Source organism: Exiguobacterium acetylicum (assembly GCF_022170825.1).
Taxonomy (GTDB): domain Bacteria; phylum Bacillota; class Bacilli; order Exiguobacteriales; family Exiguobacteriaceae; genus Exiguobacterium_A; species Exiguobacterium_A acetylicum_B.
The window spans coordinates 2,867,262-2,881,529 of sequence record NZ_CP081878.1 but is presented as its reverse complement, the minus strand read 5'-3'; the positions used below and the strand labels follow the sequence as shown (position 1 = coordinate 2,881,529).

Genomic DNA, 14,268 nt, shown 5'->3' with positions numbered 1-14,268 from the left:
ATTGTAATGAAAAAACTTAAAATAAAGAAAAAGGAGGCATGAATCGATGGGGCAAATGGAACGATTGCAACAGATGCGGGAATGGATCAAGACGAGTCCGGAAATTTCGCTCGACCAGCTGATGCAGGAGTATCAGATTTCACGAGATACTGCACGGCGTGATGTCATTCTGCTCGAGCAAGAAGGGGAAATCATTCGCGTTAAAAACGGATTGGTCCGTGCTGGTGGAACGCTCGCCTACGAACAGCGGACAGAAAAACCGGAAAAACGACGGATTGGACAGCGCGCGGCACGTCACATCCACGCAAACGATCGATTGTTACTTGACGCTGCAACGACGGTATCTGAGATGGCTCGGGCACTTCCGCCGTATCCGCTACAAGTCATAACGAACTCACTCGATATCGCAGACTATGTCGGAGCGCGAACAGATATTGAACTGTACGTCACAGGTGGTCGTTTTGACCGACATGCACGGAGCTTAAGCGGGATCAAGACGGCGGACGACATCTTGAATTATCAAGTCGACAGTGTCTTTCTCGGAGCGTGTGGATTAACGGAAGAAGGACTTTTTGCGGAACAACTCGAAGAAGCGGTCGTAAAGAAAGCGATGATTCGAAGTACGACCCGTGTCATCGTCCTTGCAGACCATACGAAATTCAATAAGCGTTTTTTGCATAAGGTCTGTGACTGGGAACAAATTGATGTGCTCGTCACCAATCAAGTACCAGACGCATCATGGCAGGAACGACTACACGATTACAACGTCGAACTCGACGTGACAGAGGAGGAAACAACATGAACCCGATTCAAACGACACTCGTCGGCTTCGGCTTTTCAGCGGTGACGTTCCATGTCCCGTTCTTACAAGAGTTACCGGCATTTGAAGTGACACAAGTCGTCTCGAGCCGACCGGAACAAGTTGCGCAACATTTCAGTGAAGCGACGGTCGTCGCAACACTTGCTGAGGCGTTGCAGGACGACAACACGGAACTCGTCATCATCACGACACCAACGGCACTGCATTTCGAAATGGCGAAACAAGCGATTGAGGCGAAGAAACACGTCTTACTCGAAAAGCCAGCAGTCGTGACGATTGCAGAAGCACTCGCGCTGCAAGCATTAGCGAAACAACACGACGTTCAAGTCGCAGTTTATCAGAATCGTCGCTTCGACGGGGACTTCCTGACACTCGAACAGTTGATGGAGATGAACGAGATTGGCGATTGGCAGGTCATCGAGTCACGCTTTGATCGCTATCGTCCGGTCGTTCGCGAACGATGGCGGGAGCAAGCGGGTGACGGCGCCGGCATCTTGTTTGATCTCGGCTCACACTTGCTCGATCAAGCACTTGCCTTGTTCGGAGAACCGGATGCATTGATGGGTGATGTCTATCTACAACGCGAGGGGGCGGTCGTCGATGACGGGTTCCATGTCACGTTGCACTACGGGACGCGTCGTGTCATTCTCCGTTCGACGTCCTTCATTCAAGGACCGACGCCACGCTTCGAGTTTCATGCAACGCGTGGCAGTTACATTAAATACGGAATGGATCCGCAGGAAGGACGCCTTGCGAAAGGATATCCTGTTGATCCACAACTCGGAGAAGATGAAGTAGAAACATATGGCTACCTCCAGATCGCCGATCAGCCCGTCGAGCGTCTCGCGACACTGCCGGGTAGTTATGCGACGTTTTATGAACAATTGGCGGAAGGACTTCGCGGAGGACAAGTACCTGTCAATTTACGCGACGCTGAAAAAACGATGCGCCTGATCGAAGCGGTTCGCATCAGTAGTGATGAAGGACGACGCCTCGTACGAAAGGAATGGGACGAATGGAAGAACTGAAGGTATTGCTGGCAGAAGAGGAAGAACTCGTCCTGACGTCACTGACGAACACGGAAGCGATTGGAATGGGGCATGAATTGATCGGACGGGCGATGAAGGAGAATCTTTCGATTGCCGTTGAAATTAAACGAAACGGACAGCGCTTATATTACGCGGCACTCGACGGGACAGCACCCGATCAGGAAGAGTGGATCCGTCGGAAATCGAACGTTGTCTTACGACATGGCTATAGTTCACTCTACATGCGTCGTTATAATGAGAGTAAACATCGCTCGTATCATACGATGTATGCTGTCTCGCCAGCCGATTATGCTGATGCGGGTGGGTCGTTCCCGATTCGGATCGAGGGAGTCGGTGTCGTCGGTACGATCACTGTTTCCGGTCTATCGCAGGAAGCCGATCATCGCCTCGCGACGGAAGCATTGCGTTTACTTAAAAGACAACAGTTGGAGCAGTGATGTAGATGCTTGAGACGTCCTCACGATGTTCCACCCGCTTTCCTCAGGCGAGACACAAGCCAGTGCCGGCTGCCTATGACAGCCGACTCGGGTCTTGTTTGTCTCTGACAGCACGATGAATCGTGCTTTTTCCTGTAGGAGTCGTGTGGCAATGTGAGGACTGTTCTAAGTAGATAGGCAACACCTTGGTAAAAAAGCGTTAAACCTATCCTCATACAGTAAGTTGTGATTTTACGTGGAAATCGGAAAGAACAAGAGGTCATAAAAAATAATGAGTAAACGATTTATACTTAAATCAAAACAGCACCTAAGTGGTGGTATTATCAAAATTGTCGTAGATACTGAAACAGGTGTAAATTATTTAATGACAAGTGGACTTGGTTTGAACGGAATGACACCGCTACTAGACAAGGAAGGTAAAGTAGTTATCGATAAGCCGATCAATTGAAGAAAAAATGCACTTATTTATTTGTCCCGAATTGCTTTCCTGTGACAAGTATCGCGCTTATTGGGTCTTAGCTATTTCGCTTTTCATGTTCATCAAATGATTGTTCCGCACTAAAAAATCCGAAATGCTGAAGTGCATCTCCTTCAGTATTTCGGATTTTTCTGTTTTGTTCGAATGGATTTTAAGAAACAGTAGGACTCACGTTGTTTACGCGACTCCTACGGGAAAAAGCGCAAGATCTTGCGCTGTCAGAGACAAACAAGACCCGGGTCGACTGTCCGTGACAGTCGAGACTGGCTTGTGTCTCGCCTGAGAAAAGCGCGTGAACGAATCGTGAGGGCAATCGTCACGACGCCATCGAATCAGAAGAAGCCGATACGTCTTTGCGTGTGTTCCCGCGATAGACGAAGTAAAGAGCCGCCAGCATGACGAGCAGACCAAGCAGACGTTTTCCGTCGAGTGGCACGACGACGCCACCGAACGCACCGATGTGATCGATGACCATCCCTGCTGCGAGTTGACCGATGACGGTCGCAATACTAGCTGCCGTGACACCGATTTGCGGAACGGCAAGAATCGTCAGGAATAAATAACTGACACCAAATAGGACGGCACTTAGTTGCCACCGAGGTGCTTCAAGTAAAAGTAAGACGTTTCCTTGACCAAAGAACAGAATGGCGAGTGCAAGAATCAGCATCCCCGTAAAGAACGTCAAAAACGTACTTTCAAGGGCACCTGCCTTTTGACTGAAGGCACCGTTGATGGACGACTGCGCGCTCAGCATCACGCCGCCGAGTAATGTAAAACCAAGTAAGAGAATATTCACGAGCGAACCTCCTTAAAAGATCAAAAATAGGGCAACGACCATCAAACCGGAAGCCATCAGCTTGTCGCGATTGATGGGACGTTTTGGACTACCGAGCCAGCCAAAATGTTCGATGACGATACTTGCGACCATCTGACCGAGAATGACACTGATCATGGCGAGACCGACACCGACGAGCGGGATGCTGATGATCAGGATCGTCAAGTAGATGCTACCAAGTAGACCGCCAAGCAAGGTCCATTTCGGAGCACGGAATGTATAACCGAGTGAGCCTTTTCCGAAGAAGAGGACGATCAATCCAATGATGATCGTACCGGCGAAGAAATTATAAAAGCTACTTTCGAGTTTTCCGACGAAGTTGCCGAGCTCACCATAGATGGCACCTTCGACACTGAGTGCGATACCGGCGAGTAATGCCAGTACGTAATACACGATTTTCAACAGAATTCATCCTTTCACAAATCTAAATATCGGGAATTGTCGATATGTAAGGCGAGGAGAACGGATCACAGTTCTCCCTTGAGGTACGTTGCGAGCTCTTGGATTTTTTCTTCATTTCGCCGGTAATACGTCCATTTGCCGTGACGTTCGGATTCGAGCAATCCGACTTTTTGCAACATCGTAAGATACTGGGAGACGGTCGATTGGGACAAGTTCGCCTTCTCCTGGATATCTCCGACACAAATGCCTCCCTTTTCCGACAAGTTCGTCGCGAGATGGGCCGTCGGCTTATTGAAATGAGTCTCGGGATCTTTGAGCCAGCGTAAAATATCAAGTCGTACCTCGTTCGATAATGCCTTGAACAGATCCACTTGGTTTGTCATACGCTTAAACTAATCGATGATTCCCGATATGTCAATTCAAGACACTTACGGTTGAACGAACGCATGCTTTAGAAGCCGATGTGTTACTTTGGTTGCCGTATAAGGCTCAAAGCCGAATCGTTCATAAAACATACTGGCGTCATCCGTATAGAGCCAGAGCTCGGAATACGTCAACAGTGCTTCCGGGATGATTTTTTCAAGCAGACGCGTACCGACACCATGACCTCGCATTTCTGGTAAGACATAGACATGACGGATCCGCCCGACGCCGTCTGTACCGGTTTGCTTCATATAGCCACCGCACGCGATGACGTGCCCCGAGAGAGATAAGACGACAAACAACGCTTCTCCATTTTCTCGAAACGTCTCATTCCGTCGTTCACGTAACATCCTTTCGATGAAGGGGTAGCCTTCTTGTGTACTTTTGGATAGGATCGGTAACCAGTTGAAGTCATCAAAATCGTTTACCCGTTCGATTGTCATCTCCATCTGTCATTCCTCCTTCTTCTCCCTTGCATATTCCTTTTTCGGGAGCGGAAAAAACACGATTTGAGAATCAATTCGAGCTTTTTTTAAATAGAGACTGGATTTTTAAAAGCCGTTTTGCGTATAATGAGAAGTAATGGATTGAACGCAAATGAAAGGAAGTGGCCGTCACAATGAGCCTCAGCCGTTTAAGTAAAGAAGAGATTACTGATCTTTCGCTGATCGAATTCGTCAACGAAATGTTGCAAGAAGCTGGCGAACAGCCAATCACGTTCGATGACATCACGTCAGAAATCGAAAAGTACCATACGTTTACAGATGAAGAAGACAAGTTCGAGAAACTTGCTCAACTCTATACAGACATGAACATCGACGGAAACTTCGTCAACGTCGGAGCAAACCGTTGGTCACTCCGCGCTTGGTATCCGTTTGATAAGTCGGATGAGGATCTTGTCATCGAAGCGCGTCAACGTGGAGAACTCGATGAGTTTGAAGAAGAGTTCAACTATGATGCAGAAGAAGACGAGTTCGAGACGATTGAAGATGATCTCGATACATTCGCGAAGACAGCGGACTATGATTCAGCTGACGACAGCGAAGACGACGATACGTTCAAAAAAGTCGCAGCCATCGATGATCTTGATGACGATCTCGACGAAGAAGATTTAGAAGACTTCGAAGAAGAAGAGGAAGTCTAAGCACGATCAACCACAACTGTACAGCTGCTATTTCCCTATAGAAATGGCAGTTTTTTCGTTGACGGCTGACGAACGAGCACGAAAATTTTTCTCTGAAAAATTAGGCTTGACGAAGTTTTCCGAATGACGTAAGTTAGTCATGGGCTTCTTTAAGCAACGTGCTTATTTCAGCAAAAGTGTCTCCTATTCCAATGGGGGCACTTTTGCTTTTTTGTTTTTACCACCTCTGTATTGTTGAGATGTGAATTAGGGAAGGGAGCAATATTTATCATGACAAAGTATATTTTCGTAACAGGTGGCGTCGTATCGTCACTCGGTAAAGGGATCACCGCTGCATCGCTCGCTCGTCTCTTAAAAAACCGTGGTCTTAACGTCACGATCCAAAAATTTGACCCATACATCAACATCGACCCAGGTACGATGAGCCCGTATCAACATGGGGAAGTATTCGTCACGGATGATGGCGCAGAGACGGACCTTGACCTTGGTCATTACGAACGCTTCATCGACATCAACTTAAGCCAGAATGCAAACGTCACGTCTGGACGCATCTACTCGACGATCCTCAAGAAGGAACGCCGTGGAGACTACAACGGTGGAACGGTCCAAGTCATTCCACACATCACGAACGAAATCAAAGACCGTGTCTTCCGTGCCGGAAAAGAAACGGGCGCTGACGTCGTCATCACAGAGATTGGTGGAACAGTAGGGGATATCGAATCGCTTCCGTTCATCGAAGCCATTCGTCAGGTGAAGAACGATATCGGGAAAGAAAACGTCATGTACGTCCACTGTACGCTCGTTCCGTATCTTGCGGCTGCAGGTGAGCTCAAGACGAAGCCGACACAACACAGTGTCAAAGAACTCCGTAGCTACGGAATTCAGCCTGACATCATCGTTTTACGTGCGGAGCACCCAGTCCCACAAGAGATGAAAGATAAAATCGCCCTCTTCTGTGACACACGTCCAGAAGCAGTCATCGAAGCACAAGATGCATCGACACTCTACGAAGTACCACTCAACTTGCAACGTCAAGGCATGGACCAACTCGTCTGTGACTACTTCAAGTTCGATACACCAGTCGCTGACATGACGGCTTGGAAACAACTCGTCCACACAGTGACGCATCTCGAGAAGACGACGAAGATCGCACTCGTCGGGAAATACGTCGAATTGCGTGATGCGTATATCTCGGTCGCAGAAGCATTGAAGCACGCTGGATTTGCTTTCAACAGTGATATCGAGATCGACTGGATCAACGCAGAAGACGTGACACGTGAAAACGTCAACGAATTGCTTGGTTCAGCAGACGGGATCCTCGTTCCTGGTGGATTCGGAGAACGCGGAATCGAAGGGAAAATCGAAGCGACACGTTTCGCACGTGAAAACAATGTACCATTCTTCGGAATTTGTCTCGGTATGCAACTTGCGACTGTCGAATTCGCTCGTAACGTCCTCAACCTCGAAGGCGCACACTCAGCGGAAATCGATCCAGCAACACCATACCCGATCATCGACTTGTTGCCAGAACAAAAAGACATCGAGGACCTCGGTGGTACGCTCCGTCTCGGACTTTACCCATGTAAACTCGAAGACGGAACGAAAGCACGTGCTGCGTACTCAAGCGAGCTCGTCTACGAACGTCACCGTCACCGTTATGAGTTCGGTAACGAATTCCGTGAGCAGTTCGAAGCAAACGGTATGGTCTTCTCAGGTACGAGCCCAGACGGTCGTCTCGTTGAGATCATCGAGATCCCTGAACACAAATGGTTCGTCGCATGTCAGTTCCACCCAGAATTGATCTCACGTCCAGAACGTCCACAAGCACTCTTCCATGACTTCATCCAAGCATCACTTGGTGAATAAGTCATCTTCCAATAGACCTGTCTTCTTCACGGAGACGGGTTTATTTTTATTTATCCCTATCGCTAAAATACATATCTGCTATAATGGTAGCGGATTCATTCCTACAAATTTCAGATAGAGGGGGGAATATCATTGATTCCGAAGTATAAACATGTCGCTGAACAAATCGAGATCGAGATCAATGAGCACGTCTATCAACATACGAACAAATTGTTGACGGAAGACGAATACGCCCAAAAATTCGATGTCAGCCGAAACACGATCCGAAAGGCGATCGAGATTCTCGTCAATAAAGGATACGTTTACCAAGTACAAGGGAGCGGCGTCTTCGTCCGCGATCATTATAAGAGTGATTACGTTAATCTTGAAAAACTACAAGGATTGACGAGTGACTTCAGTGGACGGAAGGTCGAGACGCGTGTGCTTGCCTTTGAACAGACGAAGGCGGACGAAGAAGTCGCAGAACGGATGAAGTGTCCGATCGGCACGCCGGTCTATTATGTCAAACGATTGCGTCTCGTTGACGATCATCCGTTTTCGATCGAAGCGTCCTATTTCCGGAAAAATCTCGTCATGTATCTCGATGAGAATATCGTTCAAAAATCGATCTATACGTATTTACGCAATGATCAAAATCTGTCGATCGGATTTGCCGATCGCGTCATCTATGCTGACTATTTGAACAGCAGTGACGCTGAGTTGCTCGGATTAAAGGAAAATGATCCTTCCTTACTTGTCGACAATACAGTCTATTTGACGAATGGGAAGATCTTCGACGTCTCACGGGCGACGCATCATTTCCGCCATGTGAAGATGCTGAAGGTCTCGAATATTAAATAAGAAGGAAACACACGAAGAAAATTCGTGTGTTTTTTTTATTTCAAATTTTTAAAAAGAAAGGGTTTACACGTTATGAAAGCGCATGCTATTATCGAACTGTAGAATTTGTACCTATGAATTTAAGTTATCCATACAACAAAGGAGAGACAACATGACTTCTGAAACGATTGAAATTACCCCTGAAGATATTTTTGGATTGATTGCCTTATCGGGCGACGCCAAAGCAAGCTATCACCAAGCAATGTTGTTGATGCAAGAAGGCAAAGTCGAAGAAGCACAAGCGGCTGTTACGGAAGGTGACGCGACACTGAAGGATGCGCATAGCATTCAAACGAAATTCGTCACACTTGAAGCGCAAGGAAAAACAGCAACCGTCGGTGTCCTGATGGTTCACGCACAGGATCACCTCATGAATACGATCCTCGTCAAAGAAATGCTCGGCTACATGATGAACATGCAAAACGAAATCAACCAATTGAAGGGAATGGGTCAATAATGATGAAAATCGGACTTTTTTGTGCGGCAGGTATGTCAACGAGTATGTTAGTAGAAAAAATGAAAGCGGTTGCCTCGGAGCGCGGCTTAGAAGCAGATATCGCAGCATACCCGGAGTCAGAGATGGAAACGTACGTCAATGAACTCGACGTTGCTCTCCTCGGACCACAGGTAAAATATTTGCTCGCAAAAGGTAAACAGATCTGTGAACCAAAAGGTGTACCAATCGATGTCATCAACACGATTGACTACGGCATGATGAACGGAACAAAAGTACTCGACCAAGCAATCAAACTCGCAAACAAATAAGAGGTGAAGACGATGAAAATGCCAAAAGATTTTCTATTCGGCGCTGCTTCTGCTTCTTATCAAGTAGAGGGTGCTTGGAACGTAGATGGAAAGGGCGTCTCGAACTGGGATGTCTTCTCGAAGATCCCTGGTAAGACGTTTGAAGCGACGAACGGGGATGTCGCGATCGATCATTACCACCGTTACAAAGAAGATATCGGTTTGATGGCAGAGATGGGTCTTGAATCGTATCGATTCTCGATCTCATGGCCACGTATCTTCCCGAACGGTACAGGTGAAGTGAACGAAAAAGGTCTTGAGTTCTATAACAACGTGATCGATGAGTGCCTCAAACACGGGATTGTCCCGTTCGTGACACTCTACCACTGGGATTTGCCACAAGTCCTTGAAGAACAAGGTGGCTGGCGTAGTCCTGAAACAGCAGATGCGTTCGTTCGTTTTGCGAAGACATGTTTCGAAGCATTCGGCGACCGTGTGCGCAACTGGATCACCTTCAACGAAACGGTCATCTTCTGCTCACTCGGCTACTTGACGGGAGCACATCCACCAGGCATCACGGGAGATGCGAAAGCCTACTTCCAAACGACACATAATGTGTTCGTCGCCCATGCACGGGCAGTCGAGGCGTTCAAAGAAGCGGGTTATGAAGGGGAAATCGGCATCACGCACGTCTTCAACCCGGCGTTCAGCATCGATGAAGCACCAGAAAACAAACAAGCCGAAGTCCATGCAAATGAATACGCGACACACTGGTTCTACGATCCGATCTTAAAAGGAGAGTACCCAGCGTACGTCGTGAAGGATTTAGAGAAACAAGGCTTGCTACCGGACTGGACGCAAGAAGAACTTGATCTCTTGAAACGGACAGCACCGATGAACGATTTCATTGGATTGAACTACTACTGTCCACAACGTGTCATGAAGAATGATTCCGCACTCGTCATGGCAGGTGGTCGTGAAAACTCAACGGGACGTCCAGGGAATCCATCGTTTGACGGTGTCTACAAGACGGTCTTGATGGATGATAAGGTCTACACGAAGTGGGGCTGGGAAATCGCGCCGGATGCTTTCCTTGAAGGCATGCGGATGTTACAAGCACGATATGGCGATATCAAGATCTACATCACGGAGAACGGTCTCGGTGACGAGGATCCAATCGTCGGGGAAGAAATCATGGATACACCACGAATTGAGTACATCGAAAGTCACCTTCGCGCCGTCAAACGTGCCGTCGAAGAGGGAATCAATGTCTCTGGGTATTATGCATGGTCTGTCATTGATCTACTTAGCTGGTTGAATGGTTATAAAAAGCAGTACGGATTCATCTATGTCGATCATGCGAATGGTCTGGCACGGAAGAAGAAACAGTCGTTCCATTGGTATCAGGAAATCATCGCGACGCGTGCTGCTGAACTATAAGGAGGAGTCGGAATGAACCGATTAGAAACCGTATTTGAAAAAGTCACTCCTGCCTTCGCACGATTCGCGAACGCTAAGCCCGTCCTTGCGATCAAGGACGGCTTCATCTTAACGATGCCGATGACGATCATCGGCTCGTTATTCCTATTGATTCTCGCGTTACCGATCCCAGGCTGGGAGAAGTTCATGACGGGACTATTCGGTGCCGACTGGACATTACCGTTGACGCAGGTCGTCGGTGCGACGTTTGATATCCTAGCGTTGATTGGTGTCTTCGGTATTGCCTACTCGTACGTTAAAAACGAGAAGATCGAAGGGGTTCCAGCCGGAATTCTCGGAATCATCGCCTTCTTGATCATTACGCAATCCTCTGTCTTGTCGAAGTCAGGTGAAGTCGTCACGGGTGTCGTACCGAAAGTATGGACGGGCGGACAAGGGGTCCTTGCCTCGATCGTCGTTGGACTCGTCGTCGGTTTCATCTACTCACAGTTCATCAAGCGGGGCATCCGGATCAAGATGCCAGACGGTGTACCACCAGGTGTTTCGAACTCGTTCTCGGCACTCATTCCAGGACTTGCGATCATCACGTTGTCTGTTGTGACGTTCGCTGTCTTCCAAGCGTTTGCTGATCGGACGTTCACAGAAGTCGTCTATGACGTCTTACAAGCACCGATTCAAAACTTGACGGATACGCTCGCAGGAGCTGTCTTGATCATGATCTTGATGTCTGTCATGTGGTGGTGTGGGATCCACGGTGCAGCGATCATCATGGGGATCATGGGACCGTTGCTGACAGCGAACGCCTTACAAAACCAAGCGATCATCGACTCCGGGAAAGAACTTGTCGTTGGTGACAACGCGAAGATCGTTACGATTCAATTCCTCGATGTCTTTACGAAGCTAGGTGGAACAGGGATCACGGTCGGCTTCATCATTGCGACGTTGATTGTTGCCCGGTCGGCTCACTTGAAGCAACTTGGTAAATTATCGCTTGCACCAAGTTTGTTCAACATCAATGAACCGGTCATCTTCGGGATGCCGATCGTCTTTAACCCGATCATGTTCGTTCCGTTCGTCATCGTACCAGCGATTGCGTCCTTCATGGTCTACTTCTCGATCCTTTGGGGTTGGGTCGAGCCGTTCAATGCCCTTCAAGTACCATGGACGACGCCACCCGTCATCTCTGGCTTCTTGATCAGTGGCTGGCAGGGTGCCTTGCTCCAGCTGGCGACGATTGCGATGTCGGTCGCGATCTATCTACCGTTCGTCCGGATGCAGGATCAGCTGTCTTACGGCGAAGAACTAAAAGCACAAGAAGAGCATGCTTCGGCATGATCAAAAAAGGAAGCGCGAATGGCGCTTCCTTTGAGACTGAAGACAAAGTGCAATTTTTCTCTAACGAGAAGGATTGCGCTTTTTTGTTCGTTTCGAATCGTTCTCCTGGGTCAAGCATCGCTTCGCTGTAGGGTCGCTCTTGCTTGTGTCTCCCCTGAGGAAAGGGCGTGAAAAGACGCGTCATTTTTTGAGTCAGCCCTTTTTGTATAACGGTCATTAACGGTTTCGCTTTGATTCAATGAAGATCGTAAGCTTAGTCAGACGCGGACAAGTATCCAGTGAGCTTTATATTATAGAAGAAAAACGTCAGTTCCACTCTTCTGTCATCTCTTGGAGTTGCGTCAAGATATGCGTTAAGAGGAACGCGCAAAGGGCAAGACTCGGGAGTCCGTGGCGTGAACCGTCTTCTGCCGGAAGTAATCCTTTATTGAACTTCAATGCAAGCGGAGCAATCGAACGCTCGAGCGTTTCCGTGACGTCACTCAGTGTGATAATCGCGTAAGGTGTATGCCATGCATCGTAACGGGCAAGGGAAGCCAAGAGATCCGAACGTTCTGTATCCGGCGTGAAGATTAAGACACGATCGACAGCATGGAGCGTCTTCCGGTCCTTGATTTTCGTAACGCGTTTCATCTGGTCTGGACCTTCTGATAGCATCGGGTAGAGTCCTTCACATTCACCGTAAGCGTCGACGTAGACCGTCCCTTCCCCGACGAGTGCCTGTGCGAGAAGACGGACGACATCGAATAGTTCTTCTTCCTGTTTCGCAAGCGTTTGCAATTTTCCGTTGAATTGTGTAGCTAAGATTTTCATCATTTTTCTTCATCCTTTCTATCTTTCTCTCAAGGACAGTATAAAGCAAGTTTTGCTTTAGTGTAGAATGGAAATAACTAGAGGGGGAGTGGCAGAGATGAAAGGCAGATTGTTGATCGTCGAGGATGAGCCGGGAATCCGGAATTTGCTTGCGCAATTATTCCGGGCAGAAGGGTACGAAACGGACGTCGCCGTCGATGGAGAAGAAGCGATCGTCTACTTACAAGAAGCGGTATATGATTTACTGTTGATGGATGTCAACATGCCGGGGCGGACCGGGATCGAGGTATTGCGTCATCAGGACCGGATCGGACGACGCGTCCGGACGATCTTAATGACGGCACTCGGTGAAAAAGAAGCGATGGAAGAAGCGAAACGATTAGGGGTCGTCGCCTTCTTCGGGAAGCCATTTGACATCTTCGAATTAAAAAAAGAAGTGACTGTGCAAATTTCTCACGATGTAAGCGGTTAATCCTTCACGTCGCCGTCACAAACCAAAAAACCGAGCGAAATGCTGTACGTTCCGATGAATCAGTATGTTATAATCAGTCTGAAATTGCACGAGTTCGTGTAAGCAGCGATCAAAACAGAGGAGGATGTCATTATGCCATTAGTATCTATGACAGACATGTTAAACAAAGCTCTCGAAGGTAAGTATGCAGTAGGTCAATTCAACATCAACAACCTCGAGTGGACACAAGCGATTCTCGGTGCGGCTCAAGAAGAGCAGTCACCAGTCATCCTTGGAGTATCTGAAGGTGCAGCACGCCACATGGGCGGATTCTACACTGTCGTGAAAATGGTTGAAGGTCTCGTACACGACATGAAAATCACAGTTCCAGTTGCAATCCACCTCGACCACGGTTCGAGCGTTGAAAAATGTAAAGAAGCGATCGACGCTGGATTTACATCTGTCATGATCGATGATTCGCACAGCCCGATCGACACAAACATCGAAACAACTAAAGCAGTTGTTGAATACGCTCACTCTAAAGGCGTTTCAGTAGAAGCAGAAGTTGGTACAGTTGGTGGACAAGAAGACGACGTCATCGGTGATGTCATGTACGCAAAACTTGACGAGTGTGTACGCATCGTCAAAGAAACTGGAATCGACACGCTTGCTCCTGCACTCGGTTCTGTTCACGGACCATACAAAGGTGAACCAAACCTCGGATTCAAAGAAATGGAAGAAATCCGTGACGCTACAAACCTCCCACTCGTTCTTCACGGTGGAACTGGAATTCCGACACACGATATCGAAAAAGCGATTTCACTCGGAACTTCAAAAATTAACGTTAACACAGAGAACCAAATCTCATTCGCGAAAGTCGTTCGTGAAGTGTTAGCTGAGAAACCAGAAGCATATGACCCACGCGTATTCATCGCACCAGGTCGTGAAGCAATCAAACAAACTGTCATCGGTAAGATGCGTGAGTTCGGTTCAAGCAACAAAGCTTAATCGACTCCTCTTTAAAGTGCGGTAGACTTCGGTCTACCGTGCTTTTTTCATATCATGTGAACGTGTATTCAATGGAAAACAGTAGGACTTCTCGTGAAAAAAACCTATAATAGAGTCGTAAGCGATTTCAAGGGATGAAAGGGG

The 14,268-nt window shown here is 47.9% G+C and carries 18 protein-coding genes; 13 read left to right on the top strand and 5 right to left on the bottom strand.

What is annotated here, in order from left to right:
- The first annotated feature begins 46 nt into the window (after positions 1–46).
- The 4 genes from K6T22_RS14940 to K6T22_RS14925 all read left to right on the top strand — a co-directional run bounded on the left by K6T22_RS14940 (position 47) and on the right by K6T22_RS14925 (position 2,754).
- Positions 47–802 (top strand): DeoR/GlpR family DNA-binding transcription regulator, encoded by a 756-nt coding sequence (locus K6T22_RS14940; protein WP_238238036.1) that lies wholly within the window; start codon positions 47–49, stop codon positions 800–802.
- Positions 799–1,848 (top strand): Gfo/Idh/MocA family oxidoreductase, encoded by a 1,050-nt coding sequence (locus K6T22_RS14935; RefSeq protein ID WP_238238035.1) that lies wholly within the window; start codon positions 799–801, stop codon positions 1,846–1,848. Before K6T22_RS14940 ends, K6T22_RS14935 begins: the two co-directional genes overlap by 4 nt.
- On the top strand, positions 1,836–2,306 hold the full coding sequence (locus tag K6T22_RS14930; RefSeq protein ID WP_053454446.1) for a heme-degrading domain-containing protein: 471 nt from the start codon (positions 1,836–1,838) through the stop codon (positions 2,304–2,306). Before K6T22_RS14935 ends, K6T22_RS14930 begins: the two co-directional genes overlap by 13 nt.
- A 271-nt stretch (positions 2,307–2,577) precedes the next feature.
- Positions 2,578–2,754: a DUF6440 family protein gene (locus K6T22_RS14925; RefSeq protein WP_169738099.1), complete on the top strand. Its 177-nt coding sequence runs from the start codon at positions 2,578–2,580 to the stop codon at positions 2,752–2,754.
- 346 nt (positions 2,755–3,100) lie between these two features.
- On the opposite strand, the gene K6T22_RS14920 is transcribed toward K6T22_RS14925, so the two are convergent.
- The 4 genes from K6T22_RS14920 to K6T22_RS14905 form a co-directional block, all read right to left on the bottom strand.
- Positions 3,101–3,580, bottom strand: a complete 480-nt coding sequence (locus K6T22_RS14920; RefSeq protein ID WP_053454445.1) for a DMT family transporter — start codon at positions 3,578–3,580, stop codon at positions 3,101–3,103.
- A 12-nt stretch (positions 3,581–3,592) separates the two neighbouring features.
- Positions 3,593–4,021: a DMT family transporter gene (locus tag K6T22_RS14915; protein WP_238238034.1), complete on the bottom strand. Its 429-nt coding sequence runs from the start codon at positions 4,019–4,021 to the stop codon at positions 3,593–3,595.
- 65 nt (positions 4,022–4,086) lie between these two features.
- Complete coding sequence (locus K6T22_RS14910; protein ID WP_238238033.1) at positions 4,087–4,404, bottom strand: ArsR/SmtB family transcription factor; 318 nt, start codon at positions 4,402–4,404, stop codon at positions 4,087–4,089.
- Positions 4,405–4,449: 45 nt separating this feature from the next.
- A complete protein-coding gene (locus K6T22_RS14905; RefSeq protein ID WP_238238032.1) occupies positions 4,450–4,893 on the bottom strand; it encodes a GNAT family N-acetyltransferase in 444 nt (147 codons plus the stop codon).
- Between the two features lie 170 nt (positions 4,894–5,063).
- Here K6T22_RS14905 and rpoE point away from each other — a divergent pair, with 170 nt between their 5' ends.
- The 7 genes from rpoE (at position 5,064) to K6T22_RS14870 (ending at position 11,852) form a co-directional block, all read left to right on the top strand.
- Entirely contained in the window at positions 5,064–5,588 is a 525-nt protein-coding gene (gene rpoE, locus K6T22_RS14900; RefSeq protein ID WP_023469562.1) for a DNA-directed RNA polymerase subunit delta, read from the top strand.
- 270 nt (positions 5,589–5,858) lie between these two features.
- The gene (locus K6T22_RS14895; RefSeq protein ID WP_047394418.1) at positions 5,859–7,454 is read left to right on the top strand and encodes a CTP synthase; all 1,596 of its coding nucleotides are present in this window, start codon (positions 5,859–5,861) and stop codon (positions 7,452–7,454) included.
- 132 nt (positions 7,455–7,586) lie between these two features.
- Entirely contained in the window at positions 7,587–8,294 is a 708-nt protein-coding gene (locus K6T22_RS14890) for a GntR family transcriptional regulator (protein WP_238238031.1), read from the top strand.
- Between the two features lie 151 nt (positions 8,295–8,445).
- On the top strand, positions 8,446–8,790 hold the full coding sequence (locus tag K6T22_RS14885) for a PTS lactose/cellobiose transporter subunit IIA (RefSeq protein ID WP_238238030.1): 345 nt from the start codon (positions 8,446–8,448) through the stop codon (positions 8,788–8,790).
- Positions 8,790–9,098, top strand: a complete 309-nt coding sequence (locus tag K6T22_RS14880) for a PTS sugar transporter subunit IIB (RefSeq protein ID WP_023469558.1) — start codon at positions 8,790–8,792, stop codon at positions 9,096–9,098. The genes K6T22_RS14885 and K6T22_RS14880 overlap by 1 nt, the downstream gene beginning before the upstream one ends.
- Positions 9,099–9,110: 12 nt before the next feature.
- On the top strand, positions 9,111–10,517 hold the full coding sequence (locus K6T22_RS14875; RefSeq protein WP_238238029.1) for a GH1 family beta-glucosidase: 1,407 nt from the start codon (positions 9,111–9,113) through the stop codon (positions 10,515–10,517).
- A gap of 12 nt (positions 10,518–10,529) precedes the next feature.
- The gene (locus K6T22_RS14870) at positions 10,530–11,852 is read left to right on the top strand and encodes a PTS sugar transporter subunit IIC (RefSeq protein WP_023469556.1); all 1,323 of its coding nucleotides are present in this window, start codon (positions 10,530–10,532) and stop codon (positions 11,850–11,852) included.
- 306 nt (positions 11,853–12,158) lie between these two features.
- Here K6T22_RS14870 and K6T22_RS14865 read toward each other — a convergent pair whose 3' ends face one another.
- On the bottom strand, positions 12,159–12,668 hold the full coding sequence (locus tag K6T22_RS14865; protein WP_238238027.1) for a DUF2529 family protein: 510 nt from the start codon (positions 12,666–12,668) through the stop codon (positions 12,159–12,161).
- 94 nt (positions 12,669–12,762) lie between these two features.
- On the opposite strand from K6T22_RS14865, the gene K6T22_RS14860 reads away from it, so the two are divergent.
- A complete protein-coding gene (locus tag K6T22_RS14860) occupies positions 12,763–13,137 on the top strand; it encodes a response regulator (protein WP_053454439.1) in 375 nt (124 codons plus the stop codon).
- Between the two features lie 132 nt (positions 13,138–13,269).
- Positions 13,270–14,124: a class II fructose-1,6-bisphosphate aldolase gene (gene fba, locus K6T22_RS14855; RefSeq protein ID WP_023469553.1), complete on the top strand. Its 855-nt coding sequence runs from the start codon at positions 13,270–13,272 to the stop codon at positions 14,122–14,124.
- Positions 14,125–14,268: the final 144 nt, after the last annotated feature.